The sequence below is a fragment of the Nocardia sp. NPDC055165 genome (assembly GCF_053606985.1).
In genome coordinates, this window is the sequence record NZ_JBSGSS010000011.1 from 219,019 (window position 1) to 245,978 (window position 26,960).

At 68.0% G+C, this 26,960-nt stretch carries 19 protein-coding genes and 1 rRNA gene; 12 read left to right on the plus strand and 8 right to left on the minus strand.

All coding sequences use genetic code 11. The features are described 5' to 3' along the window. Positions 1–182: 182 nt before the first annotated feature. A complete protein-coding gene (gene dnaE / locus ACWFRF_RS23460) occupies positions 183–3,746 on the plus strand; it encodes a DNA polymerase III subunit alpha (protein WP_452452240.1) in 3,564 nt (1,187 codons plus the stop codon). A 56-nt stretch (positions 3,747–3,802) separates the two neighbouring features. Here the strand turns inward: dnaE and ACWFRF_RS23465 are convergent, their stop codons facing one another. Both ACWFRF_RS23465 and ACWFRF_RS23470 read right to left on the minus strand, forming a co-directional pair. Further along, a complete protein-coding gene (locus tag ACWFRF_RS23465) occupies positions 3,803–4,999 on the minus strand; it encodes a Cmx/CmrA family chloramphenicol efflux MFS transporter (RefSeq protein ID WP_378992647.1) in 1,197 nt (398 codons plus the stop codon). An 83-nt stretch (positions 5,000–5,082) separates the two neighbouring features. Further along, on the minus strand, positions 5,083–5,655 hold the full coding sequence (locus tag ACWFRF_RS23470) for a TetR/AcrR family transcriptional regulator (protein WP_452452242.1): 573 nt from the start codon (positions 5,653–5,655) through the stop codon (positions 5,083–5,085). Positions 5,656–5,785: 130 nt separating this feature from the next. Between ACWFRF_RS23470 and ACWFRF_RS23475 the strand changes: the two genes are divergently transcribed. The 3 genes from ACWFRF_RS23475 to ACWFRF_RS23485 all read left to right on the plus strand — a co-directional run bounded on the left by ACWFRF_RS23475 (position 5,786) and on the right by ACWFRF_RS23485 (position 10,834). Beyond that, complete coding sequence (locus tag ACWFRF_RS23475) at positions 5,786–7,711, plus strand: hypothetical protein (RefSeq protein ID WP_452452244.1); 1,926 nt, start codon at positions 5,786–5,788, stop codon at positions 7,709–7,711. 45 nt (positions 7,712–7,756) lie between these two features. Beyond that, on the plus strand, positions 7,757–9,508 hold the full coding sequence (gene treZ / locus ACWFRF_RS23480; protein ID WP_452452246.1) for a malto-oligosyltrehalose trehalohydrolase: 1,752 nt from the start codon (positions 7,757–7,759) through the stop codon (positions 9,506–9,508). 75 nt (positions 9,509–9,583) lie between these two features. Then, on the plus strand, positions 9,584–10,834 hold the full coding sequence (locus ACWFRF_RS23485) for a serine hydrolase domain-containing protein (RefSeq protein ID WP_452452248.1): 1,251 nt from the start codon (positions 9,584–9,586) through the stop codon (positions 10,832–10,834). A 16-nt stretch (positions 10,835–10,850) separates the two neighbouring features. On the opposite strand, the gene ilvA is transcribed toward ACWFRF_RS23485, so the two are convergent. Continuing rightward, positions 10,851–12,203 (minus strand): threonine ammonia-lyase IlvA, encoded by a 1,353-nt coding sequence (gene ilvA / locus ACWFRF_RS23490; RefSeq protein ID WP_378992653.1) that lies wholly within the window; start codon positions 12,201–12,203, stop codon positions 10,851–10,853. 88 nt (positions 12,204–12,291) lie between these two features. Continuing rightward, positions 12,292–12,726 carry a nitroreductase family deazaflavin-dependent oxidoreductase gene (locus ACWFRF_RS23495; RefSeq protein ID WP_387447586.1) on the minus strand — a complete coding sequence of 145 codons (435 nt, stop codon included), beginning with the start codon at positions 12,724–12,726 and terminating at the stop codon, positions 12,292–12,294. 97 nt (positions 12,727–12,823) lie between these two features. Here ACWFRF_RS23495 and ACWFRF_RS23500 point away from each other — a divergent pair, with 97 nt between their 5' ends. Continuing rightward, positions 12,824–13,039 (plus strand): hypothetical protein, encoded by a 216-nt coding sequence (locus ACWFRF_RS23500; protein ID WP_379316668.1) that lies wholly within the window; start codon positions 12,824–12,826, stop codon positions 13,037–13,039. A gap of 41 nt (positions 13,040–13,080) precedes the next feature. On the opposite strand, the gene ACWFRF_RS23505 is transcribed toward ACWFRF_RS23500, so the two are convergent. Next, complete coding sequence (locus ACWFRF_RS23505) at positions 13,081–15,912, minus strand: helix-turn-helix transcriptional regulator (RefSeq protein ID WP_452452251.1); 2,832 nt, start codon at positions 15,910–15,912, stop codon at positions 13,081–13,083. 158 nt (positions 15,913–16,070) lie between these two features. Here ACWFRF_RS23505 and ACWFRF_RS23510 point away from each other — a divergent pair, with 158 nt between their 5' ends. After that, positions 16,071–16,427 carry a nuclear transport factor 2 family protein gene (locus ACWFRF_RS23510; protein ID WP_378992660.1) on the plus strand — a complete coding sequence of 119 codons (357 nt, stop codon included), beginning with the start codon at positions 16,071–16,073 and terminating at the stop codon, positions 16,425–16,427. 26 nt (positions 16,428–16,453) lie between these two features. Then, entirely contained in the window at positions 16,454–16,873 is a 420-nt protein-coding gene (locus ACWFRF_RS23515; protein ID WP_452452253.1) for a hypothetical protein, read from the plus strand. A 72-nt stretch (positions 16,874–16,945) separates the two neighbouring features. Here the strand turns inward: ACWFRF_RS23515 and treY are convergent, their stop codons facing one another. The 3 genes from treY to ACWFRF_RS23530 form a co-directional block, all read right to left on the minus strand. Continuing rightward, complete coding sequence (gene treY / locus ACWFRF_RS23520) at positions 16,946–19,333, minus strand: malto-oligosyltrehalose synthase (protein ID WP_378992690.1); 2,388 nt, start codon at positions 19,331–19,333, stop codon at positions 16,946–16,948. Between the two features lie 48 nt (positions 19,334–19,381). Continuing rightward, complete coding sequence (gene glgX / locus ACWFRF_RS23525; RefSeq protein WP_449971448.1) at positions 19,382–21,484, minus strand: glycogen debranching protein GlgX; 2,103 nt, start codon at positions 21,482–21,484, stop codon at positions 19,382–19,384. A 67-nt stretch (positions 21,485–21,551) separates the two neighbouring features. Then, the gene (locus ACWFRF_RS23530) at positions 21,552–22,097 is read right to left on the minus strand and encodes a cupin domain-containing protein (protein ID WP_452452255.1); all 546 of its coding nucleotides are present in this window, start codon (positions 22,095–22,097) and stop codon (positions 21,552–21,554) included. 35 nt (positions 22,098–22,132) lie between these two features. On the opposite strand from ACWFRF_RS23530, the gene ACWFRF_RS23535 reads away from it, so the two are divergent. From ACWFRF_RS23535 to ACWFRF_RS23555, 5 genes are all read left to right on the plus strand, one after another. Further along, on the plus strand, positions 22,133–22,594 hold the full coding sequence (locus ACWFRF_RS23535; RefSeq protein ID WP_452452257.1) for a MarR family winged helix-turn-helix transcriptional regulator: 462 nt from the start codon (positions 22,133–22,135) through the stop codon (positions 22,592–22,594). A 60-nt stretch (positions 22,595–22,654) separates the two neighbouring features. Then, positions 22,655–23,932 carry an adenosylmethionine--8-amino-7-oxononanoate transaminase gene (locus tag ACWFRF_RS23540; RefSeq protein ID WP_452452258.1) on the plus strand — a complete coding sequence of 426 codons (1,278 nt, stop codon included), beginning with the start codon at positions 22,655–22,657 and terminating at the stop codon, positions 23,930–23,932. Continuing rightward, positions 23,929–25,128, plus strand: coding sequence for an 8-amino-7-oxononanoate synthase (locus ACWFRF_RS23545; protein WP_452452260.1), 1,200 nt, complete (start codon positions 23,929–23,931; stop codon positions 25,126–25,128). The genes ACWFRF_RS23540 and ACWFRF_RS23545 overlap by 4 nt, the downstream gene beginning before the upstream one ends. Further along, entirely contained in the window at positions 25,125–25,805 is a 681-nt protein-coding gene (bioD, locus tag ACWFRF_RS23550; RefSeq protein WP_452452261.1) for a dethiobiotin synthase, read from the plus strand. Before ACWFRF_RS23545 ends, bioD begins: the two co-directional genes overlap by 4 nt. Before the next feature lie 439 nt (positions 25,806–26,244). Then, positions 26,245–26,960: ribosomal RNA gene (locus ACWFRF_RS23555) — 16S ribosomal RNA — on the plus strand; the annotation flags it as partial.

Sequence of the window (26,960 nt, forward strand, 5' to 3'; positions counted from 1 at the left end):
GCACCGATCGATTATGTCGGGGTGGGCGCCGGAATCGGATCAGGCCGCCTTCTTCGCGAGATCGAGGGCCCGTCGGTGACGTTCACCACGACACGCCGCCCCTCGCCCAGGCGCGGTTCGTGGCGTGCCGAATCTGTCGGACCCCCGTGCATAGAATGCCAAGGCCAACCCCCGCCGACTCTATGGGAGGAAGGACCGTCTTGGCTCCGTCCGGATCGTTCGTTCACCTGCACAACCACACCGAGTACTCGATGCTCGATGGAGCGGCGAAGATCTCGCCGCTGTTCGCGGAGGCGGATCGGTTGGGCATGACCGCGGTCGGCATGACCGACCACGGCAACATGTACGGCGCCTCGGAGTTCTACAACTCGGCCAAGAAGGCGGGCATCAAGCCGATCATCGGCATCGAGGCCTACATCGCACCGGGCTCGCGCTTCGACACCAAGCGGGTGAAGTGGGGCGATCCGGGTCAGAAGGGCGACGACGTCTCGGGCTCGGGTGCCTACACCCACATGACGATGGTCGCCGAGAACGCGACCGGCCTGCGCAACCTGTTCAAGCTGTCCTCGCTCGCCTCGATCGAGGGCCAGCTCGGCAAGTGGGCGCGCATGGACGAGGAGATCATCGCCCAGCACGCCGAGGGCATCATCGCGACCACCGGCTGCCCGTCGGGTGAAGTGCAGACCCGCCTGCGTCTGGGCCACGACCGCGAAGCGCTCGAAGCCGCCGCGAAGTGGCAGGAGATCTTCGGCGCCGACAACTTCTTCCTCGAGGTGATGGACCACGGTCTGTCCATCGAGCGCCGGGTCCGCGAGGGCCTGATCGACATCAGCAACCAGCTCGGCATCCCGCCGATCGCCACCAACGACTGCCACTACGTCACCAAGGACCAGTCGGTCAACCACGAAGCGCTGCTGTGCATTCAGACCGGCAAGACGCTCTCGGACCCGACCCGCTTCAAGTTCGACGGTGACGGCTACTACCTCAAGTCCGCCGCGGAGATGCGTGCCATCTGGGACGCCGAGGTCCCCGGCGCGTGTGACAACACCGAGCTCATCGGCGAGCGCGTGCAGTCCTACGACGACGTCTGGGCACACCGCGACCGGATGCCGATCTTCCCGGTGCCCGAAGGCCACGACCAGGCCAGCTGGTTGCGCAAGGAAGTCCTCGACGGTCTCGATCGCCGCTTCCCGGACGGTCCCTCGCGCGAATACCTCGACCGTGCCGACTTCGAACTCAAAGTCATCTGCGAGATGGGTTTCCCGGCCTACTTCCTCGTCGTCGGTGACCTGATCAAGCACGCGCTCGAGGTCGGTATCCGGGTCGGTCCCGGTCGTGGTTCGGCCGCCGGTTCGCTGGTCGCCTACGCGATGGGTATCACCAATATCGATCCCATTCCGCACGGTCTGCTGTTCGAGCGATTCCTCAATCCCGAGCGCGTGTCGATGCCCGATATCGATATCGACTTCGATGATCGCCGCCGCGGTGAGATGGTCCGCTACGCCACCGAGAAGTGGGGCAGCGACCGCGTGGCCCAGGTGATCACCTTCGGCACCATCAAGACCAAGGCCGCGATCAAGGACTCCGCGCGAGTCCTGTTCGGCCAGCCCGGTTTCGCCATCGCCGACCAGATCTCCAAGGCGTTGCCGCCGCCGATCATGGCCAAGGACATTTCGGTCTCCGGCATCACCGATCCTGACCATGAGCGGTACAAGGAAGCCGCCGAGGTCCGCGAACTGATCGGCTCCAACCCCGACATCGCCAAGATCTACGAGACCGCGAAAGGCCTGGAAGGCCTGATCCGCAACGCGGGCGTGCACGCCTGCGCGGTCATCATGTCCTCGGAGCCGCTCACCGACGCGATCCCGGTGTGGAAGCGCGCCCAGGACGGCGCGATCATCACCGGCTGGGACTACCCGTCGTGCGAGGCCATCGGCCTGCTGAAGATGGACTTCCTCGGCCTGCGCAACCTCACCGTCATCGGTGACGCCCTGGAGAACATCAAGGCCAACCGCGGCATCGATCTCGACATGGACAACCTGCCGCTCGACGACCCGGCCACCTACGAACTGCTCGCCCGCGGCGACACCCTCGGCGTGTTCCAGCTCGACGGCAGCGCCATGCGCGACCTGCTGCGCCGCATGCAACCCACCGGCTTCGGCGATATCGTCGCCGTCCTCGCGCTGTACCGCCCCGGCCCGATGGGCATGAACGCCCACAACGACTACGCCGACCGCAAGAACAACCGGCAAGAAGTCAAACCGATCCACCCCGAACTCGAAGAGCCGCTGAAAGAGATCCTGGCCGACACCTTCGGCCTGATCGTCTATCAGGAACAGATCATGCAGATCGCGCAGAAGGTAGCCGGGTACTCGCTCGGCCAAGCCGATATCCTGCGCCGCGCCATGGGTAAGAAGAAGCTGTCCGTCCTGGAAGAGGCCTACGCCGGCTTCCGTGACGGCATGCTGGCCAACGACTTCTCCGAGCCCGCCATCAAGGCGCTGTGGGACACGATTCTCCCGTTCGCCGGGTACGCGTTCAACAAATCGCACGCCGCCGGCTACGGCCTCGTCTCCTTCTGGACGGCCTACCTCAAGGCCAACTACCCGGCCGAGTACATGGCCGGTCTGCTCACCTCCGTCGGTGACGACAAGGACAAGGCCGCCATCTACCTGTCGGATTGCCGCAAGATGGGTATCACGGTGCTGCCGCCCGATGTCAACGAATCGGAGCTGAACTTCGCCTCCGTCGGCACCGATATCCGGTTCGGTCTCGGCGCGGTCCGCAACGTCGGCACCAACGTGGTCGGCTCGATCATCACCGCGCGCAAGGAGAAGTCGAAGTTCACCGACTTCTCCGACTACCTGAACAAGATCGACGCGATCGCCTGCTCCAAGAAGGTCACCGAATCCCTGATCAAGGCAGGCGGATTCGACTCCCTCGGGCATCCGCGCAAGGGCTTGCTGCTGATCCACTCCGACGCGATCGACGCGGTGATGTCGACCAAGAAGGCCGAGGCGATCGGCCAGTTCGACCTGTTCGGCGGCCTCGGCGACGGCGACGACTCGATGGCGTCGGTCTTCAATGTCAAAGTCCCCGAGGACGAATGGGAGACCAAGCACAAGCTCGCCCTCGAACGGGAGATGCTGGGCCTCTACGTGTCCGGCCACCCGCTCAACGGCGTCGAGCACGTGCTGGCAGCGCAGGTCGACACCCCCATCCCGGCGATCCTGGAAGGCGACGTCAAGGACGGCGCGCAGGTGACCATCGGCGGCATCCTCGCCTCGGTGAACCGCCGGATCAACAAGAACGGGTTGGCCTGGGCCTCGGCCCAATTGGAAGACCTCACCGGTGGCGTGGAGGTGCTGTTCTTCCCGCAGTCGTACTCGGTGTACGGCATGGATGTGGTCGAAGACGCCGTGGTGCTGGTGAAGGCCCGCGTCTCGGTGCGTGACGACCGCATCTCCCTGATCGCCAACGACCTCGTCGTTCCCGACCTCTCGGCCATCGGCGTGGCCAAGCCGGTGGCGGTGGTGATGACGACCCGGATGTGCACGCCCGACAAGCTCGGTGAGCTGAAGAAGGTCCTCACCCGGCACCAGGGCACCTCGGATGTCTTCATCCGTCATGTCGGCGCCCGGGAGAAGACCACCATGCTCAAACTCGACGACGCCTGGCGAGTGTCTCCCTCCTCCGCGTTGATGGGGGACCTGAAAGCGCTACTCGGCCCGGGCTGCCTGGGCTGAGCCCGAGACGTCGAAACCACCCGTATCTGTCGCGGGTGGTTTCGACGTCTCATGGTCTACGGGTGGGTGAGCGCTGGTAGTCGCGGCTCGGAAGTGCCAGCGGCCGTGCGGGGTTCACGTTCCAGCCGATGGGACAGCCCGACGGTGGCGAGCATGGCCAGCCCGAGTCCGGCGCCGATCCAGCCGACCGAAGCGAAGCCGAGCCCCGCGCCGATGGCCAGTCCGCCCAGCCATGGACCGACGGTGATTCCGACATTGAACGCCGAGTAGTTGGTCGCCGCGGCCAGTGTCGGGGCGCCGTCGGCCAGCGTGAAAACGCGGGTGTTCAGGGCCGGGTTCGTAGCGAAACCGACAGCGCCGAGCAACAAGACGAGCACGATCGTCGGGGCGGGGAAGCGCGCGGTGACAGCGATCGCGGCCGCGATCACCGTCATCCCCGCGGCACCCACGTACAGCGTGCGGAACGGGTGCGCGTCGGCGAATCGACCGCCGATCGTGATACCGATCAACCCGCCGACGCCGTACAGACCCAGCACCGCCGGGACCCACGCCGCCGAGATGCCGGTGGTGTCGGCCAGCATCGCGCCGAGGTAGGCGAAGGTGACGAACGCCGAACCCGTCGACAGCGCGGTGGCGCCGTAGGACACCCACAGCCGCACATTCGCCATCACCCGCAATTCGCCCCGCAAGTCCGCGACCCTGGCGGGTCGACCGCCGGGAATCTTCGTGAACACACCGATCATCGTCAGTGCGGACAGCCCGGCGACCGCCCAGAAAGCCGCGCGCCAGCCCAGATGCTGGCCGATGACGGTGCCCGCGGGCACCCCGATGATCGTGGCGATGGTGAGTCCACCCGCGACGATGCTCATCGCTCGTCCGCGTAACTGCGGGGCCACCAGGCTCACCGCGGTCGCCGCCGCCAGCGCCCAGAACCCCGCGTAGACGAAGGCGCTCACCACCCGGGTCGCGAAGATCACCGAGTAGTCGCCGCTCAGCGCGCCGACGACGTGCGCCGCGACGAAGATCGCGAGGAAGGCCAGCAGTGCGTCACGGCGTGGCCAGCGCAGCGTCACCACGGCCAGCAGTGGCGCGCCGACCAGCATGCCGAGCGCGAAGGCCGAGATGAGCAGTCCCGCACGGGGAATGGAGACTCCCAGGTCGGCGGCCAGGTCGGGGAGGAGTCCGGCCAGCATCAGCTCGGAGGTGCCCTGGGCGAAGATGGACAGGCCCAGGATGTAGACAGCGGTCGGCATGACAACCTCTCGTACGTCGAACTATTTTGGATCAATCAGTTCAAAATCAAGCCATGATGAAAGACGGTGGGGGCAGGTGGATCTCAGAGGCAGTGCATCGCGGTCTCGGCGATCGCGGTCAGGGTGGCGTGATCCGCTCCGCCCCGCGCCGCGACGCGCATGCCGCTGATGGTGGCGGTCAGGAACTGGGCGATGGCGCGTGCATCCCGATCGGCGGCGAATTCGCCTGCGCGCTGGCCACTTTCGACAGTCGCCGTGAGTGCGTCGAGACGGCGTTCGCCATCGGCATCCAGGAGCGCGCGCGCAGCGGCATCGTGGGGGGCGAGTTCGACGATCGAGTTCACCACGAGGCAGCCCGACGGTTCGGTTTCGGGCGCCTCGGCGGTCCGGCGCAGGATGTCGGCGATCCGCTCCCTGGCCGGTGCGTCGCTGTCGAGGATGTCGAAGAGGGGGGCGTTCTGGGTGGTCATGTAGTGGCGCAGAGCTCGATCGAACAGATCGCGCTTGCTGGTGAAAGTGTTGTAGATGCTGCTGCGGCCCAGGCCTGTCGCGGCGCAGAGGTCCTGGGTGGAGGTTGCCTCGTAACCGGCGGACCAGAACGCCCGCATCGCGGCGTCCACGGCGCGGTGCTCGTCGAATTCTTTGGGTCTGGCCATGCCGACGACCGTAACACATTTTGAACAGATCAGTCCAAAACTGGACTGTCCGCGGACACAGCCCCTCGGTGACTCCTCTGTGGTGGGTCGTGATGGCCGCCTCGCGAACTACGGGCTAGCGTCGAGAGACGTGACGTCCGTGCCGCTGCTCGACTCGCCACCGCACTCCCGTGACCCGTCGCGGCCGGTGCCGTGGCGGATCACCGGGCGGACGGTGCTGCTCGTCGCGGCGGCGCTGATCGTGGCGCAGCTGGTCCTGCGCGGCTGGGTGGCCGCGTCCGGATTCTTCTACTGGGACGATTTCCTGCTGATCGGCCGGGTGAGCAGCCAGCCGGTGTTCTCGACGGAATTGCTGTTCACCAGTCATGACGGGCACGTGATGCCGTTGGCGTTCGTGCTGACCTGGCTGGTCACCGAGGTGGCGCCGTTGAATTGGGCAGCCGCCGTCGTGGTGCTGACCGGGTTGCAACTGCTCGCTTCGCTGGCGGTGCTGCGACTGTTGATCGTGCTGCTCGGGGTCCGCACCCGCCTGCTCGGACCCCTGGCGTTCTACCTGTTCGTCCCGTTGACGGTGCCCGCGTTCGCCTGGTGGTCGGCGGCGGTGAACGCGCTGCCGTTGCAGATCGCACTGGCGTGGGTGAGCGCGGACGCGGTGCTGTTGGTGCGAACCGGGCGGCGTCGATATGCGGTGTCGGGGGCCGCGGTGTTCGCGGTGGCGTTGCTGTTCTTCGAGAAATCGGTGGTCGTGCTGCCGGTGGCTTTCGCGGTGGCAGTGCTGGCCGCGCACGTGACGGGCGGATCCGTACAGGCGGCCGCTCGGCGTGGGGGCGCGCTGTGGACGGCGGGCGGCGCGGTGCTGCTGACGTGGTCGGCGTGTTTTCTGCTCGTCATCCAACGTCCGAGGGGGCTCTCGGCTCCCGAACATCCCGGGTCCCTGTGGAGCCGCGCGCTGTCCGACGGGTTGGTACCCGCGCTGTTCGGCGGTCCATGGCGCTGGGAACGCTGGCAACCCGCCACCCCGTGGGCGGACTCGCCGAGCTTGCTGGTCGCGCTGAGCTGGCTGTCGCTGATCCTGTTCGCGGCGTGGACGATTCGTACCCGCTGCCGGGTCATCGCGATCTGGGTGAGCGCCGCCGGATACGCGGTCCTGACCATCGCGCCCGTCGTCCTGCTGCGTGACGGCCCGAGTACCGCGGGTCTGCTCCTCCAATCGGTGCGCTACTTCGCCGATTTCGCCGTCATCGCGACCGTCGCGCTCGCGTTGATCACGCTGGCACCCCGCCGGCGCCGGTCGAGTTCTGCATTCGGATCGAACGAGCCCGCACACCGGCGAATTCCGGCTGACATCGATCCGGCACGTGCGCGCCCCGTCAGCGGATCGGCTCCGGTCGTGGTGGGTCGTGATGGCCGAGCTCGGCAGGCAGTGGGTATCTCGGCGATCATCGTGTTCCTCGCGAGCAGTGTGTACTCGACGATCACCTTCACCAGGTCCTGGGAACCGAGCCCGGCCCGCACCTACGTGAGCGGCGTGCGAGCCGCGCTCCCCGGCGCCGCCGACGCGCCGCTGCTGCCCCAAGAGGTTCCATGGAATGTCTTGAACCCGTTGGCCTTCCCCGAGAACATGACCGACCGTGTCTTCGCCCCGATCGCGACCCCCACCACCTTCGCCCTCTCGACTCCGCGCCTGCGAATGATCACCGATGAGGGCGCCGTCGTCGACGCGCAGGTCTGGTGGAACCGTGCCATCGTCGAGGGTCCCGAACCCCGCTGCGGGTACCGCGTGCACGGCACCACCGGCGCCAACCTCCCCCTCGACGGCCCCATGCAGATCCGCGACTGGACCGCCCAGGTGAACTACAACGCCGAACGGGACGGCCGGATCGCGCTGTCCTTCGAGGGCGAGACCGAGACGATCGCCGACGTGCGCGCGGGCTTGAACACCGTGTACGTCCGGCTGCTCGGAGGTGGCGACACCCTGCGGATCAGATCCCTCGACGAGCGGCAGTCGCTGTGCGTCGGCGCGGGACCGGTCGGGGTCGCCGCGCACGCGCGGTGAATCGTTGATCGAGCACACCGGCGCGGGGCATGCGATGCTGGGCCGATGAGGCAGTTTCGGGTGTGGGCGCCGGAGGCGGGGGCGGTGCGGCTGCAACTGGACGGGGTCGAGCACCCGATGCGCAGAAACGGTGGCGGCAATTGGTCGGTCCGCGTCGACGCAGGTCAGGGTGCCCGTTACGGCTTCTTGATCGACGACGACCCGACGGTGTTGCCCGACCCGCGCTCGGCTCGCCAACCCGACGGCGTGCACGAAACCTCCGCAGTCCACGATCTCGATCAGACGGCCTGGACCGACCGGAACTGGACCGGCCGACCGGTGGCCGGCTCGGTGTTCTACGAACTCCACATCGGCACCTTCACCCCCGCGGGAACCTTCGACGCGGCGATCGAGCACCTCGACCATCTCGTGACACTGGGCGTCACCACTGTCGAACTCATGCCGGTGAACGCCTTCGACGGCACCCACAACTGGGGCTACGACGGCGTCGGGTGGTACGCGGTACAGGAAAGCTACGGCGGCCCCGACGGCCTGCAACGCTTCGTCGACGCCTGCCACGCCCGTGGTCTCGCGGTCTGCCTCGACGTGGTCTACAACCACCTCGGCCCGTGCGGCAACTACCTGCCGCGCTTCGGCCCCTACCTCACCGCGGGCCGCAACACCTGGGGTCAGAGCCTCAACCTCGACGGCCCCGGCTCCGACGCGGTCCGCGCCTACATCATCGACAACGCCCTGCGCTGGCTGCGCGAATTCCACCTCGACGCCTTGCGTATCGATGCCGTCCATGCGCTGGTCGACCGCACCGCCACACACCTGCTCGACGAGCTCGTCGTCGAAACCACTGCGCTGGCAGCACATCTGGGCCGACCGCTCAGCTTGATCGCGGAAAGCGACCTCAACGACCCCCGCCTGATCACCCCGCGCGCGGCAGGCGGCTACGGGCTCACCGGCCAGTGGAACGACGACCTGCACCACGCCGTGCACACCGCGGTCTCCGGCGAAAGACAGGGCTACTACGCAGATTTCGGCTCACTGGCCTGCCTCACGCAGACACTCACCCACGGCTTCTTCCACGCCGGGACCTATTCCAGCTTCCGCGGCCGCACCCACGGCGCGCCGCTGCGTCGCGACCTCGTCCCCGGCAGCGCGCTGTTCGGCTACACCTGCAATCACGATCAGATCGGCAATCGCGCGACCGGTGATCGCCCCAGCGCCTACCTCACCCCGGGTCAACTCGCGGTGAAGGCGGCGCTGGTGCTGCTCTCGGCGAGTACGCCGATGCTGTTCATGGGGGAGGAGTGGGGCGCGCGCACCCCGTTCCAGTTCTTCACCTCCCACACCGACCCGGTCATCGCCGCGGCCACCGCCACCGGGCGCCGCGCCGAATTCGCCGAGCACGGCTGGTCCAGCGACGAGGTGCCCGACCCGCAGGACCCGGACACCTTCACCCGCTCCAAGCTCGACTGGACCGAGGTCGGTCGCGAACCGCATGCCCGATTGCTCGCCTGCTATCGCGGCCTGCTCGCCCTGCGCAAGTCGCGGCCCGAGTTCGCCGATCCATGGCTGGAACGGGTGTGGGCCGACTATGACGAAGCACAGCGTTGGTTCGTCCTGCGTCGTGGCCGAATCTCGGTGGTGTGCAACCTCGCCGAGGACGAAGTGGTGATCCCGGTGCACGGTCGGGTGCTGCTGGCCTGGTCGCCTGCCACCGAAAGCGGTGCGGGAACACTGATTTCGGGTCACAGTTTCGCCGTGCTCGAGGAAGGTGACGGCGCGGGCACGGTGGTCACCGAGTGATGACGCCGGGCTACGGGTCGGCCACATTCCGAAACGTGGCGTTGCCGAATAGGCATAACGCCGTATAGTCGGATGATGAGCAACGACGCTTACGGGCAGGACAGCGCTGCCCTCCCGGCCGGTGTCGGGGGTTACGCCCCGGCCGGATTCGGTCCGCTGGTGCGCGCTTTCGCCACCTTGATCGGCCATCGCCGCGACGCGGGCGGTGCGCTCGCGATCTATCGGCACGGTGAACCACTCGCCCATTTCTGGACCGGTAGTGCGGGTGACCGACCATGGAACGCCGAGACCGGCGCGATCGTGTTCTCCGCGACCAAGGGTGTCACCGCCACCGTCATCCACCGGCTCGCCGACCGCGGACTGATCGACTATCAGGCGCCGGTCGCCGAATACTGGCCGCGTTTCGCCGCGCACGGCAAGGGTGCGATCACCGTCGCCGACGTGCTCACCCACCGCTCCGGGCTGTCGTCGCTGTCCTCGGTCGCCAACACCGCCGCGGAAGCCCTCGATCACGAGCTGATGGAGGACCGCCTGGCACTGGCCACCCCGGACCGGATGCTCGGCACCCCCACCTATCACGCCCTGACCTACGGCTGGCTGCTCGCGGGCCTGGCCAGGGGCGTGACCGGCCGGAGTATGAGCGAGCTGATCCGCACCGAGGTCACCGATCCGCTCGGTATCGACGGCATCCACCTCGGTCGCCCCGCCGCGGACTCGTCGACCGAATACGCCCGGCTGGCCGGCGCGCACCTGAGCTTCGCCGCGCATCCCGTCGGCGCCAGTTTCCTCGCCAATGTCGGATTCCGGCTGCCCGGACCGCTCGGCGCAGCCGCTCGCTGCCTGTTCGTGCCCGGCCTCGACGGCATTCTCGACGGTGACGACCCCACGATCCTGAACACCGAGATGCCCGCGGGCAACGGTGTCGCGACGGCCGCCGGACTGGCGAAGATGTACGCGGCGCTGGCCGACGGCGTCACCGTCGACGGCACGCCGTACCTGCAGCAGAGCACGCACGCCGCGATCCGCCGGGTGCAGAGCTACCGGCTCGACCACGCGCTGTTCTACCTGCCGATGATGTGGCACCTGGGCTACCACTCGTTGCCCGTCCCCGGCGCGCGGCACGGCTTCGGCCATATCGGGCTCGGCGGTTCGTTCGGCTGGGTCGACCCGCAGTCGGGCCTCTCGGTGGCCTACGTCCACAACCGTCTCGACCAGATACTGCTGCCCTACGACCAGCTCGCCATGGGCTGGCTACTGCCGCTGGTCGTGTCGAGCGTGCGCGCGAGTCGCACGTCCGGACACCGCGAGGACCGCGCGGCGGCGTGACCGCCGCGCGGCGGACCTACGTCAGGTAGCGATAGGCGGGGGAGCCCGGTTCCAGGCGTTCGGCCTGGATCGGGGACTCCTCGATACGGTGCATCAGCGACGCCAGATTGTCGGTGGCACCGAGCTCGATGCCGACCAGTGCGGCCCCGGTATCCCGGTTGTTGCGCTTGACGTACTCGAACATGGTGATGTCGTCGTCGGGGCCGAGGACATCGTCGAGGAAGCGGCGCAGCGCACCGGGCTCCTGCGGGAAGTCGACCAGGAAGTAGTGCTTGAGACCGCGGTGCACCAGTGAGCGCTCGATGATCTCGCCGTAGCGCGACACATCGTTGTTGCCACCCGAGACCAGCACCACGACCGTGCTGTCGGGCGCGATGTCGATCTCGGCCAAGGCCGCGGTGGCCAGCGCGCCCGCGGGCTCGGCGATGATGCCTTCGCTCTGGTAGAGGTCGAGCATCGCGGTGCAGATAGCGCCCTCGTCGACCAGCATCACCCGGAAAGCCGCTGTCCCGGTGGAGGATCCGGGTGTGGTGAGCAGGGGCAGCGAGGCATGCGAGACCATCCGGCCGCCGAACGACGCCGCCGCCCGGTAGGGCAGTTCGCCGATGCGGCGCACGGCGGCGCCGTCGACGAACGGGTCGATCTCGGGCAGCGTCACCGGTGCGCCGGCGACCAGTGCAGCGGTCAGCGAGGCCGCGCCCGCGGGTTCGACGGCCAGCAGACCGGTGTGCGGTGCGCGTTCGCGCAGGTAGGTGCCGATGCCGGCGAGGCAGCCGCCGCCGCCGACCGGGACGATCACCAGGTCGGGGGCCGTGCCGAGCTGGTCGAGGAACTCCGCGGCGATGGTGCCCTGGCCCGCGGCGGTGCGCGGGTCGTCGAACGGCGGCACCATGGTGGCGCCGGTGCGGGCGACATCGTCGGCGGCGGCCGCGGCCGCGGCGTCGTAGGTCTCGCCGACGGCGATCAGCTCGACGAACTCGCCGCCGTGCACGCGGATGCGGTCGCGCTTCTGCTTGGGGGTGGTGGTCGGCACATAGATGCGCCCGCGCACACCCATCGCCCGGCAGGCGAACGCCACGCCCTGCGCGTGATTGCCCGCGCTGGCGGTGACCACACCGGCCGCGCGCTCGGCGGCGGTGAGCTGCACCATCAGGTTGTAGGCGCCGCGCAGCTTGTAGGAGCGAACCGCGGTGAGGTCTTCGCGCTTGAGGTACACCTGCGCACCGGTGCTCGCCGACAGCCGCGCGCTGTACTGCAGCGGAGTCGGCTCGATGATGTCGGAAATTCGCTTGGCGGCGGCGTCGATCTCGTCCGCGGTGAGCGGCGGACGGATTACGGACACTTCGGCGACGTCAGCGATGGGGGACACCCGGACAATGCTACCGAGGCGGTTCGCGCGCTCGGCGAGCGGAACCACCCGCCGTGGCGACCACGGCGGGTGGGCTCGGACCTGCGGTTCAGCGCGGCGTGAGGACGAAGACCGGGATCACGCGATCGGTCTTCTTCGTGTACTCGTCGTAGTCGGGCCACACGGCGACCGCGCGCTCCCACCACTGCGCTCGCTCGTCGCCGGCGAGCTCGCGTGCGGTGTAGTCCTTGGTGGTGGTGCCGTCGCGCAGTTCGACGTGCGGATCGGCCTTGATGTTGTGGTACCAGACGGGATTCTTCGGTGCCCCGCCCAGCGACGCGACGACGGCGTACTCGCCGTCGTGCTCGACCCGCATCAGCGGCGTCTTGCGCAGCTTGCCGGTCTTGGCGCCCTTGGTGGTGAGCAGGATGACGGGCTTGCCTTGCAACGAGGTGCCCTCGGCGCCGCCGGAGTTCTCGTAGGTCTCGGCCTGTTCGCGTGCCCAGTCCGAAGTGCTCGGTGCGTACTCTCCTGTGAGTGGCATGACCTGCACAACGAACCATCGCCCTGTGATGTTCCCGATAGAGCCACTCGAACAAGTTCGGTGGACCGAACTTCGATGTACGCCTATCCTGGTCTGCATGGCAGTGCTCACCTCATCGGCAGCATCCGCGACTGTCGACATCGCGGGTAGTGCTTGGCCGGTCTACAAGCTCGAGGCGCTCGTTGCCGCGCTCGTGGTCGCCGCGCTGCTGCTGCTGATCATCGGGTCGCCGCAGGTCGCGGTGCTGGCGGCCGCCGCGGTCGCCGCCGTTCGCTGGACCGTCGGCGCCACCCGCACCGCGTCGCGCCACTGATTCGGGGCACCAGGCCAGGTTCGTGCACCCCGGATGGCGGATCATTCCGTCAGGTCGAGCGAACTCAACTCACCGCGCGACAGCACGCCCAGCTTCGGATACGCCTTGTACAGGTGATGGCCGACGGTGCGGTGGCTCAGGAACAGCCGTGCCGCGATCTCCCGATTCGACAATCCCTGCGCAGCCAGCCGCACGATCTGTGATTCCTGCGGAGTGAGCAGGCTCAGTGGGCCGCCGCTCGCACGCGTACCGGTTCCGACACCGAGCGCGCCCAGTTCGGTGCGCGCGCGTTCGCTCCACGGTGCCGCGCCGAGCCGATCGAACAGCGCTGTCGCCTGTTCCAGCTGGGTCCGCGCGTCGACCTTGCGCTTGTCGCGACGTAGCCACTCGCCGTAGAGCAGCCGAGTGCGGGCTTCGTCGAACGGCCGGTTGGCGGCGAGCGCGGCCACGAAATGCTGTTCGGCCGCCGGGCCGTCGGCCAGCAACGCCCGGCCACGGGCCGCCAGCGCCGCGATCCACTCCTGCTCGGTCCGCTGCGACCAGGCGGTGAGCCGATCCAGCGCCTCGGTCGCGCGGTCGGTCGCGCCGAGCCGAACCGCCACCTCGATCTGATCCGGCAGTGTGCGCAGCCCGATGACGTGGTGCCGCGCCGGTTCGATCGTCATCTGCGCGAGCTCGGTCCTTGCCTGCTCCAGCCTGCCTTCGCCGAGGGCCAGCAGCGCCACGGCCGCGTGCGCCCACGACGCACCGACCGCGCCCGGCCCGCCGAATTCCTCGGCCGCCGCACGCTCGGCATGGTCTCGACACGATGCCGAATCACCCTGTAGCGCCGCGAGATACGCGAGAAATGCGTGGATCTGACTGATCCACTGCGCCTGTCCGCTGTCCTGTGCGATCCGCAGCCCTTCCTCGGCCGCGATCCGGCTCTCCCTCGGTCGCCCGCCGAACAACAACCCTTCCGATCGGAAGAACAGCAGCGGCGCCAGCAACCCGATCCGCCCCTGCTCCCGGCATTCCCTGATCAACTCGCCGGCCAGTTCCTCGACCTGCTCGTCCTGCCCGACGACCAAACCGCTGCCGCACAGCTGCACCAGGTCGGCCGGACTGTCCGCCCCGCCGGTCCGGGCGGCGGCCGCCGCGTCCCGCAGGTCGGCGACCCGCTGACCTGTCACCGACCCGGTCAGGTATCGCGCGATCGGCGTCGCGGGGTCTTCCTCCATCAGCCGCAGCGTCGCCAGGACATCGGCGACCTCGTCGAGCTCATCGGGTCCGAGGTACCAGGCGGTGTGCACGGCCTTGGTCAGAATCCGAGCCGCGCCACGGGGATCGGATTCGCGCATCGCGACGGCCGCTGACATCAACCGCCGATGCGCGGAACCCGGTTTGCCGCCCGCGAATTCGGCCTGCGCACGCACCAGGTCCAGCCGCAGCTCGAACGCGGCTCCGCCTTCCTCGGCCGCACTGCCCTGCTCGCCGCCCTCGCCGACTACCCCGGCAGCGCCGACAGCCTCTCGTTCGCCAGGTCGCGCCGCCTGCTGCGTCGGGCCGCCGGTTGCTGGCGGGCCGGGGGCATCGCCCGCCGGCTCGCGGACGTCGCTCCACAGGGACGCGGCTCGCTCGGCCAGTCGCTCTGCGCGGTCGGTGAGGCCCGCCTCTGTCGCGGACTCGGCGGCGAGGACGAGTCTGCGCACGCGGGCGTTCGTGTCGATGCTCAGCGCGGCCGCGCGATCGTAGGCGGTCACGGCGGCATGGAGGCCGTGGCGGCGCCGGGCACGGTCGGCTGTGTGCTCGAGTGTTGTTGCGGTGTTCTCGTCGGGACCTGTTGCGGCACTGGCGAGATGCCATGCCCGCAGGTCCGCGGTGTCGTCGCCGCTCAGTGCATCGGCCAGGGCGCGGTGGGCGGCCAGCCGGTCGGTGAGCGCGGCGCCTTGATACACCGCCGACCGCAGCAGTGGGTGGTGCCAGGTCAGCACCTGACCGTCGGTGCCGATCATGCCCGCGTCCTGGGCGGGTTGCAGATCCCGCAGTGACGCACCGAGACCGGCCGCGGCACGCAGGATCGGCGCCAGGTCCGCGGCACCGGCCGCCGCCGCGACCAGAAGCACGGTCCGCGTCGCCGCGGGCAAGCGGGTGACGCGGCCGTGGAAGGCCAGCTGTAACCGCTGCGACAACGGCAGCGGATTCGCATCGTCGACACTGCCGTCGCCGACTGCTGCCGGAAGTTCCAGCAGCGCAAGGGGATTACCGCCCGACTCGGTGAGCAATCGATACCGGACGGCCGGACTCAGCGGGGTTGTACCGGCATCGAGCAGTGCCGCCGACGCCTCGGGACGCAGACCGGACAGGGCGAGTTCTGTCAGCCCGGGCGCGGGAAAATCCTGCGGCCCCGAGCGCGTGGCGAACAGCATCACCACTCCCTCGGCCTCGAGCCTGCGCGCCGCGAACAGCAGTGCCTCCGCGCTGGCCCGGTCCAGCCAATGCGCGTCGTCGATCAGGCACAGCAGCGGCCCGTCGGCTGCCTCCTCGGCGAGCAGGGTCAGTACCGCCAGCCCGATCAGCATCCGATCGGCGGGTGCGCCATCGCCGAGCCCGAACGCCGACTCGAGCGCGTCACGCTGCCGCGACGGCAGGTGGCGCACGAGCTCCATACCTGGCCGGACCAGCAGATGCAGTGCCGCGAAGGGCAATTCGGCCTCGGACTCGATCCCCGCGCTACGCACTGTCGGAACACCTTGCGCTGCCGCGTAATCCAGCAGCGCGGTCTTCCCGATCCCGGCCTCGCCGCGCACCACCATGGCCCCGCTTCGCCCCGCGCGCGCCCCGCTGAGCAGGTCATCGATCCTGGCCTGTTCGGCATCGCGTCCGTGCAGCATGGGCTCCACCGTATCGCCGTACCGGTACCGCGGGCAGCCGCGCCGGGAAAAGTACCTATACGCGACTGATTCGACCGACCCCCCTCGCGCCATAACGTTGTGCCCATCGCAGGAACAACCAGCGAAACACCAGCTCACAACCTATTTCGGAGGTCGAGATGAACACCGTCGTCGCACAGTACCTGGAAGCGTGGAACACCCGCGAGCCCGCCGCCCGCCGCTCCGCCGTCGCCCGTCTGTTCACGCCGCGGGCCCGCTACGTCGACCCGCTGGTCGCGGTCACCGGCCACGCCGAACTCGAGGCCGCCATCGCCGGTGTCCAGGCTCAGTTCCCCGACTGGACATTCACCCTGGCCGGTCCCGTCGACGCCCATCACGACCAGGTCCGCTTCACCTGGGGCCTCGGCCCCGCCGACGCCCCCGCCGTGGTGATCGGCTTCGACGTCGCCGTCCTCACCGACGGCCGCATCGACAGCGTCTACGGCTTCCTCGACCAGGTTCCCGCCACCACCTGACCCCTTCGCAGCCAAGGAGATCCGCCATGACCACCACCGCTCCGTCCCGCCTGTCCTCGTTGTTCGCCTCCGGCGAGAACCTGCTGCGGCTGTCGCTGCGCCTCGACGCCGTCGTCACCACCGCCAACGGCCTGGCCTACCTGGCACTGGCGCAACCACTGGAACGGCTGCTCGGACTCGATGCCGGTGTCGGCCTCGCGATCGGCGCCTTCCTCACCGCCTACGGCCTGGCCGTCGCCGTCGTCGGCCGATCGGCGCCGGTCAACCGGGCTGCGGCGTCGGCGGTGGCGATGGGCAACACCGTCTGGGTCGTGGCCAGTCTCGCCGCGCTGTCGACCGGTGCGCTCGGTCTCACCACGGTGGGTGTGGTGTGGGCGGTGATGCAGTCGGTGACTGTCGGCGGTTTCGCCGCGCTGCAGTATCTGGGACTACGTCGTAGTCGCTGAGATGGACACGAGGGACCGGCTCGCGCAGTGTCGGTCCCTCGCGGGTGCGCGCCTTCTGGCCCGTGAGTGCTGTCAGCGCACCAGCAACGCGACAGGAAGTCGAGCGAACAGTTTGTCCACCCGCGCACTCCCCGCGAAGGTGTTCCCGGTGAGCCGATCGGTCCAGTTGCCCTGCGGCAGCGGCAAAGTGGTGTCCAGCCAGCCCGTCGTGCCGAGCCCGACCGAATGCCGGGTCGCCGCCACGATCACCTCCGGCGCTTCGCCCGCGGGCCCCCGCCCGTAGGCGATGAACCGATGCGCGTGCTCACCGATGGCATAGAGCGGGCGGTACATCCCGCCGACGAAGCACTCCGGCCGCTCCCGGCGCAACCACAGCGCGTAGGCGACCACCCACATCTTCGCCGCGCCGGTGGTGTCCAAAGTCGGTGTGTCGGTGAGTGACTGGAGCATCCCGACCCGGGTGGCGAAGTTCACCGGCCGCCGGTTGTCGGGGTCGACGAGGGAGTCCTCCCACAACTCGGTGCCCTGATAGATATCGGGAATCCCCGGCGCGCCCAGCTGCAAGAGCTTCTGCGCCACCGCGTCCGACCACGCGTGCGGCGCGAGCTCGTGGGCCAGATCGCCGATGCCGGTACCGACCGGTCCATCGATCACCGCGTCGAGCCAGCCGTGCACGGCCGACTCGAACGCCGCGTCCGGTTCCTCCCAGGAAGTCTTCGTGCCCGCCTCGCGAATCGACTTCTCCGCGAACATGTGCAGCCGGTCCCGCAGCCCCGGCACCGACGAGGCGGGTCGCCCGTCGGCGGGCCACACCCCGAACATGTTCTGCAACAGGAACAACGCGGTCGCCCCGTCGGGCGCGGGGGTGGTCTCCAGCCAGCCTCGAACCCGCTGCGACCAGACATCGGCGACCTGCGACAACACCCCGATCCGGGCACGCACATCCTCTCCGCGTTTGGTGTCGTGGGTCGAGATCGTCGTCATGGTCGCGGGCCAGCGCTGCGCGCGTTCACTGTTGGACAGGTGGAAGTCGTTGACGGAGTGGCCGAATCGGGCCGGATTGCCGCCCACCTCCTGCAGCGACACCAGCCGCGCACCCTGATAGAACATCGTGTCCTCGACCGATTTGGCCGTGATCGCCCCACACACCTGCGAGAACCTCGTCGCCGCTTCACCCCCCACCGACAGCGCGGTCACCAGCACCGACAGCGGCGCCGTCAGCTCGGCGTTGCGCTTCTCCACCTCCGCCACGACCGCGGCCGTCATCCCGGCCAGCGGTGCGTAATCCACCCGGTACACCGGCATGAAGGCCAGTACCTCGATGGTCGCGTTGCTCACCGCGAGAGTGTCGAAACTGCCCGCGTTGCCGTCGCGTTTGATCGCGGCGACCAATCGCCGGATCTCCGGCGCCAGAATGGTTTCGGCGACAGCGCGTTTGATCCGATGCTCGGTTTCACCGAACCACGCCCGGTCGCTGCCGTGCCCCGCGACGTGCTGGGACAGTTCGGTCAGTGTCGCCTCGCCCGCCGGATCGATCAGCACCCCACCGAGATCGGCGAGCGCGTCGTAGCCGGTGGTGCCGTCGACCGGCAGCGTCGCGTCCAACGGCTCGCGATTGGCGAGGATCTTCTCGACGAGCAGGAGCCGTTGCGGCCCGATCAGCCTCCGCAACCGGGTCAGATACGCGCTCGGATGCGACAAGCCGTCCGGATGATCGACGCGAACGCCGTCGATCAGATCGTGTTCGCACCAGGCCGCCAGCTCCCGGTGCGTCGCCTCGAACACCTCCGGGTCTTCCTGCCGGATCGCGGCCAGACTGTTCACCGCGAAGAACCGCCGATAGGTGCACACCCCGGCCTTCCAGCTCACCAGCCGGTAGTGCTGGCGGTCGTGGATGCGCAGTGCGTTGTCACCGTCGGTGCCCGCCGCGATCGGGAATCGCAGATCGTGCAATGCCAGCATCGGTTCCGCGCCGGACCGGTCGACGGTGAGCGCGGCCGGGTCGTTCTCGTTCTGCAGGACCGGCAGCGCCAACCGCCCGCCCGCGCCGTTGCCCGAGCTCCAGTCGATGTCGAAATACTTGGCGTACTGCGACTTCTGGCCGTTGCGCAGCACATCCCACCACCACCGATTCTGCCGCGGATCGGCGACACCCACATGGTTGGGCACCAGGTCGACGATCAATCCCATACCCCGGCTCCGCACTTCGTCGGAGAGCGCTTTGAGTCCCGTCGGCCCGCCGAGCGCGGCGGAGACCGTGGTGGGGTCGGTGACGTCGTAACCGTGCGTCGACCCGTGCGTCGCGGTGAGGATCGGCGACAGGTACAGGTGCGAGATACCCAGCTGCTGCAGGTATTCGGCGATGGCGCGGGCATCGGCGAAGGTGAGCGCGTCGGGGCGCAACTGCAACCGGTAGGTGCTGCGCACCGTGCCCGCCCGGACGGGCGCGCGATGCAGCATGGTCAGCGGGTCGGTCACATAGGTCTCGGTCATCGTCTCGCTCGGCGGCTAGGTGGTTCGGCGCAATACGAGCAGGCAGCGGCTGGCGACCGGCAGCGTCGCCGCCGCGGCGTACACCGCGTCGGCCGCGCCGGTCGGGGTCGAACTATCCAGGGCGAGCGACCACTGCGCGCCGAACTCCGGTCCGGGCAGTACGAAATCGATCGCTTCGTCGTGCGCATTGAAGCACAGCAGGAACGAGTCGTCGGTGATGCGCTCACCCCGTGGACCCGGTTCGGCGATGCCGTCACCGTCGAGCAGCACGGCCAGTGATTTCCCGAAGCCGCTGTCCCAGTCGTCGTTGGTCATCTCGGTGCCCGCGGGCGCGAACCAGGCGATCTCGCGTCGGTGACCCTGATCGTCGCTCGGCCCCGCGGCCAGGAAGCGGCGACGCCGGAAGATCGGATGGTCGGTGCGCAAGGCGATCACCGTGCGGGTGAACTCGAGCAGGTCGGCATTCGACTCCGCCAGCGACCAGTCCATCCACGCCAGCGGCGAATCCTGGCAGTACACATTGTTGTTGCCGAGCTGCGTGCGTCCGATCTCGTCACCATGGGCGAGCATCGGCGTGCCCTGACTCAGAATCAGCGTGGCCAGCAGATTGCGTTGCTGACGTGCACGCAGCGCGAGGACCCGGGGGTCGTCGGTCTCGCCTTCGACACCACAGTTCCACGATCGGTTGTGGCTTTCACCGTCCCGATTGCCCTCACCGTTGGCGTCGTTGTGCTTCTCGTTGTAGGACACCAGGTCGCGCAGCGTGAAGCCGTCGTGCGCGGTGACGAAGTTGATGCTGGCACCGGGCCTGCGGCCCGTCGACTCGTACAGATCCGACGACCCGGTGAGCCGAGAGGCGAACTCGCCCAGTGTCGCGGGCTCCCCACGCCAGTAGTCACGCACCGTGTCCCGGTATTTGCCGTTCCACTCGGTCCACAGGCTGGGGAAGTTGCCGACCTGGTAGCCGCCTTCGCCCACGTCCCACGGTTCGGCGATGAGCTTGACCTGACTCACCACCGGATCCTGGTGTACCAGGTCGAAGAACGCGGAAAGCCGGTCCACGTCGTGCAATTCGCGTGCCAGGGTGGCGGCGAGGTCGAAGCGGAAGCCGTCGACGTGCATGTCCAGAATCCAGTACCGCAGCGAATCCATGATCAGTTGCAGCGTGTGCGGATGCCGGACATTGAGGCTGTTGCCGGTGCCGGTGTAGTCCTTGTAGTGCTCGGGGTCGGCCTCGTCGAGCCGGTAGTAGGCGGCGTTGTCGATCCCGCGCAGGCTCAGTATCGGCCCGTTGTGGTTGCCCTCGCCGGTGTGGTTGTAGACGACGTCGAGAATCACCTCGATGCCCTCGGCGTGCATCGCGCGCACCATCGCCTTGAACTCCGCGACCGCACCGTCGCCACGCGGCCGGGCCGAATACTGGTTGTGCGGTGCGAGATAGCCGATGCTGTTGTAGCCCCAGTAGTTGCGCAATCCCTGATCGGTGAGCACGTGATCGTGGAAGAACTGGTGGACCGGCATGAGCTCGATCGCGGTGACGCCCAGCGACTTCAGATGCCCGATGATCGCCGGATGCGCCAGGCCCGCATAGGTGCCGCGCAGGTCCTCCGGGATATCCGGGTGCGTCATCGTCAGGCCCTTGACGTGCGCCTCGTAGATCACCGTCTCGTGGTACGGCCGGTTCGGCGGCCGGTCGGGGCCCCAGTCGAAGAACGGGTTGATCACCACCCCGGTCATCGTGTTGCCCAGCGAATCCAGCCCGTAGGTATAGAGCGAGGGATCGTTGACGAATTCGCCGTCGAACGCTTTCCCGTACGGGTCGAGCAGCAGTTTGCTGGGGTCGCAGCGCAATCCGAGCTCCGGATCGTACGGACCGTGGACCCGAAAGCCGTACCGCTGCCCCGGGGTGACGGAGGGCAGGTAGGCGTGCCAGACATAGCCGTCGACTTCGTCGAGGTCGACGCGGGTCTCGGAGCCGTCCTTGGCGATCAGGCAGAGCTCGACCTCGGTGGCGACTTCGGAGAACACCGAGAAGTTCGTGCCGCCACCGTCGTAGGTCGCGCCGAGCGGATACGGGGTGCCCGGCCACACCTCGGGTCGGTCGTTCGGGCTCGACATGCTACGACAGTAATGGAACCCCGGGCCCCACCGCGCACGATGTGACCGGCCGCTCGCTGACCGCCGCTCAGGCCGATGTGGTCGCGAGCAGCCGCCGGGCGTAGCCCGTGCGCCGCGCGAGCCCAGCCAGTCCGCCGAAGATCAGCCGTTGCAGGAATGCGGGCGGACCGGCGAGATAGCCGTCCTGGTACTCCCACAGCAGCCCGAGGGCGAGCGGATTGCGGGGGAGCTTGCTCGTCGTCGTCTTGTTCGCGTTGTCGAGCCCGCTCCAGAACGTGAACATCTCCCAGTGCCGCAGCGGCGGACGGATCACGTGGTCCATCACGGTGTCGCCGGCTTCGTTCCAGAACTCGTGGACGACGCGCGGCGCAGCGGTGACCGTGTCGCCGGGCTTCGCGACGATCTCTTCGCCGCCGATCCGGAAGCGCACCTGACCGGTGCGAACGGTCCAGGTTTCGCTGATCTCCGGATGCCAGTGCGGGCCCGCTTCGCGGCCGACGTGGGGCAGTACGTGTTCGAGTCGGAGATAGGCGCCCTGCGCGTCGGCGCCACGATCGACGAGCGTGACCCGATGCCCGTTGCGAAAGGTGAGGACGGAACCGATGGCAGCCATGATCCAGGTATAAAGGTAACCTTCCTATTATGTCAATGGCTGAGCGGTCCTCCTTGCTGAAACTGCTGGTCCAGGCGGCCGATGCCTACGAGCGCGCGCTGAACCCCGCGCTGCGCGCCGGGCTCGGAACCGATCTGCGCCCAGCCCACTACGCGGTGTTCCGATACCTCGCACCGGAAGGCTCCCGGGTGACCGTGCTGGCCGAGGCCGCCGGAATGACCCAGCAGTCGATGGGGGAGTTGGTCACACACTTGGAGAAGTGCGGATACGTGGAGCGCGCGCCCGATCCCGCGGACGGGCGCGCGCGGCTGGTGGTCACCACCACGGCCGGCCGGGAGGTGATGGCGCTGGCCGGGCAGCACATCCAGCGCATCGAACGGGTGATCGCCGCCGAGCTGGGCGCGGAATCGCTCGCCGTGGTCCGCGACGCCCTCGCCCGGCTCCCCGCCGCGATCGCCCATCCTGCCGACACCCGGCCCGCCGATGACGGCAGGTGATAACTTGAACGGTGTTCAAGGCTGTCGTCTCGGCAGCACCGGGCGACGACGAGGAAACCTGTGGACCTGACCCCCGAGCAGATCACCGCCCTCGATGCCGAACACGTCTGGCATCCCTACGGCGGATTCCCCGCGACCACCGAGCCGCTGGTCGTGGCGAGCGCGGCAGGAACGCGACTCACTCTCGCCGACGGCCGCGAACTCGTCGACGGGATGAGCTCGTGGTGGGCGGCCGTCCACGGCTACTGTCACCCGGTCCTCGACGCGGCCCTGCTCGCGCAATCCCAGCGCATGAGTCACGTGATGTTCGGCGGGCTCACCCACGAACCGGCCACTCGGCTGACCCAACTGCTGGTCGAACTCACGCCCGCCGGTCTCGACAAGGTCTTCCTCTGCGACTCCGGCTCCGTGTCGGTCGAGGTCGCGACCAAGATGTGCCTGCAGTACTGGCGCGGCGCCGGGCGCCCGGCGAAGAACCGGCTGCTCACCTGGCGCGGGGGATACCACGGCGACACCTTCACCCCGATGAGCGTCTGCGACCCCGATGGCGGCATGCACTCACTGTGGACCGACGTCCTCACCGAGCAGGTCTTCGTCCCCGCGCCGCCACGAGAGTTCGAACCCGGCTATGTCGCCGAGCTCGAACGCGCCGTCGGCGATCATCGCGACGAACTGGCCGCGGTGATCGTCGAACCGGTCGTCCAGGGCGCGGGCGGCATGCGCTGGCACGATCCGCGCTACCTCACCGAACTGCGCCGGATCTGCGACGACAACGACGTGCTGCTCGTCTTCGACGAGATCGCCACCGGGTTCGGCCGCACCGGCGAGCTGTTCGCCGCCGACCACGCGGGCGTCGCGCCCGACGTGATGTGCGTCGGCAAGGCGCTGACCGGCGGCTACCTCACCCTGGCGGCGGCGCTGTGCACCACGCGGATCGCCGAGACCATCAGCGCGGCACACGGCGGACTGATGCACGGGCCGACCTTCATGGGCAACCCGCTGGCCTGCGCCGTCGCGGTCGCCTCGATCGAGTTGCTGCGCTCGCGGGACTGGCGAGGCGAGGTGTCCAGGATCGAGTCGGAGTTGCTGGCCGGCCTCGCGCCGCTGGCCGAGCTGCCCGGTGTCGCCGAAGTCCGCGTGCTCGGCGCGATCGGCGTCGTCGAACTCGACGAACCCGTCGATATGCGCGCCGCGACCGATGCCGCCGTCGACGCGGGCGCCTGGCTGCGCCCGTTCCGCAATCTCGTCTACACGATGCCCCCGTTCATCAGCACCAGCGCCGACATCGCCGCCATCACCGAGGCCGTGGGCGCGGCGGTGAAGGCCTCGATCGCATGAGCCCGACCGTCCTGAACGGTGTTCAAGTATGCTCCTCAACTGTGAGTACGGATCCGTTGAGCTGGTTGGACGAGCGTGCGGCCGAACGGGTCGACGCGGGGCTACGCAGGCATCTGCGCGAGCGCGTCGCCGAGTCGTCCGCGATCGACCTCGCCTCCAACGACTACTTGGGCCTGCACCGGCACCCGGAGGTCGTCGAGGGCGCGATCGAGGCGGTGCGGCGCTGGGGAGCAGGCTCCACGGGCTCTCGCTTGGTCACCGGAACGACCACCGAGCACGCACTCCTCGAACTCGAACTGGCCGAATTCGTCGGCGCCGAAACAGGATTGGTCTTCGCGACCGGCTACGCCGCCAACCTCGGCGTGGTCACCGCGCTGGCCGGACGCGGCACCCTCGTGGTCTCCGACGCGGGCTCGCACGCCTCACTGGTCGACGCGTGCAGGCTTTCCCGCGCCAGAGTCGCGATCGCTGCGCACCGCGATGTCGCCGCGATCGAACGATTGCTCGCCGAGCGCACCGAAGAGCGCGCGTTGGTACTCACCGATTCGGTCTTCAGCGCAGACGGCGATCTCGCACCACTGGCCGACCTGCATCGCGTCACCCGTGCGAACGGCGCGATCCTGATCGTCGACGAAGCGCACGGACTCGGGGTCCGTGGCGAGGGCGGACGCGGGCTCGTGCACGAGCTGGGCTTGGCGGGCGAACCGGACCTCGTGATCACCGCGACGCTGTCGAAGGCATTCGCCGCCCAGGGCGGCGTCGTCCTGGCCGATGCCAGAATCCGTGCCCACCTCATCGATGCCGCGCGCACCTTCATCTTCGATACCGGCCTGGCTCCCGCCGCCGTCGGTGCGGCTCGCGCCGCGCTGTCGCTGCTGCGCCGCGACCCGTCGATGGCCACCCGCGTCCTCGACCGCGCCGCCGACATCGCCCGGATCGCCGGGGTCCCCGAACCGGATTCCGCGGTTGTTTCCGTCGTCCTCGGCGAAGCTCAAGTCGCCTTCGATGCCGCGCAGGCATGCCGCGCCCGCGGCCTCGACGTCGGTTGCTTCCGCCCGCCGTCGGTTCCCGAAGGCACCTCACGGCTGCGGCTGACCGCCCGCGCCGACCTGACATCCGCCGAACTCGAGACGATCGCCGAGGTCCTCGGCGACGTTCTCGCGTCGGCCCGCGGCAAGGAATCGGTGACGGCATGACTGTCCTGCTGATCAGCGGCACCTCGACCGACGTCGGCAAAACCGTCGTCACCGCGGCACTGGCCGCGGCCGCGCAGGCAGCGGGGCGCACGGTCGCTGTCTGCAAGCCCGCGCAGACCGGCATCGCCCCCGGCGAACCCGGCGACCTCGCCGAGGTCATCCGACTGACCGGGGTGACCCGCACGCTCGAGCTCGCTCGCTACCCGGAACCACTCGCTCCCGACACCGCCGCGCGGCGCGCGGCCATGCCGCTGCTGACCCTGAGCGATACCGTCGCCGCCGTCGAATCGCTCGCCGATGCCGACTTGGTGCTGGTCGAAGGCGCGGGCGGACTGCTGGTGCGGATGGGCGAGTTCACCCTGCTCGACCTCGCCCAGAAGATCGGTGCACCGGTACTGGTTGTCGCCGCGGCCGGCCTGGGCACCCTCAACCACAGCGAACTCACCACCCGGACCCTCGCCGCGGCAGGTGTTCCCTGCGCCGGCTTGGTCATCGGCTCCTGGCCGACCGATCCCGACCTCGCCTCCCGGTGCAATCGCGACGACCTTCCGCGAGTCACCGAGACCCCGATAGTCGGCGCGATCCCCGCCGGCGCTGGACAGTGGGACCGCCACCGCTTCACCGCGGGCGCACCGAGCTGGTTCACCGCCGGTCCGCTGCTTGGAAACCACCCTTGACCAGCCGATTTGACTTCGTGTTGGTCGGCACGTAACTTTATTCGAGTCAGAGCGACACGGACACCGACTCAGCCGCCCAGCGGCCGGGACACGAGGTAGGACGTTGAGCGCCTGACTGATCATGTGTTCAGGGTTACTTGATCGGAACTTGCTTCCGGTGAGCTTCCTGAGCTAAAGTTTGAACCCTTGCCTCACCGAAACCCCTACGAGAAGTTGTGGGTAGAAGTGTGTGCGTGTGTTCTTTGAGAACTCAATAGTGTGTCGATGAATGTCAGTGCCAATATTTATATTGGTTCCAGCTTTCATGTACCCCCCGGTCATGGAAGTTGGACATTGAAAAACAACAGCGAAACTTTTTTGCTGGTGTTTGGCTTTGCTAGGTTTTCGGACTCTAGTTAGATAATTTTGATTGCACCCCTCGGGGTGTTTTCGAGAGTCTTCAACGGAGAGTTTGATCCTGGCTCAGGACGAACGCTGGCGGCGTGCTTAACACATGCAAGTCGAGCGGTAAGGCCCTTCGGGGTACACGAGCGGCGAACGGGTGAGTAACACGTGGGTGATCTGCCCTGTACTTCGGGATAAGCCTGGGAAACTGGGTCTAATACCGGATATGACCCAAGGTTGCATGACTTTGGGTGGAAAGATTTATCGGTACAGGATGGGCCCGCGGCCTATCAGCTTGTTGGTGGGGTAACGGCCTACCAAGGCGACGACGGGTAGCCGACCTGAGAGGGTGACCGGCCACACTGGGACTGAGACACGGCCCAGACTCCTACGGGAGGCAGCAGTGGGGAATATTGCACAATGGGCGAAAGCCTGATGCAGCGACGCCGCGTGGGGGATGACGGCCTTCGGGTTGTAAACCCCTTTCGACAGGGACGAAGCGCAAGTGACGGTACCTGTAGAAGAAGCACCGGCCAACTACGTGCCAGCAGCCGCGGTAATACGTAGGGTGCGAGCGTTGTCCGGAATTACTGGGCGTAAAGAGCTTGTAGGCGGTCTGTCGCGTCTTCTGTGAAAACTTGGGGCTCAACCTTAAGCTTGCAGGGGATACGGGCAGACTAGAGTACTTCAGGGGAGACTGGAATTCCTGGTGTAGCGGTGAAATGCGCAGATATCAGGAGGAACACCGGTGGCGAAGGCGGGTCTCTGGGA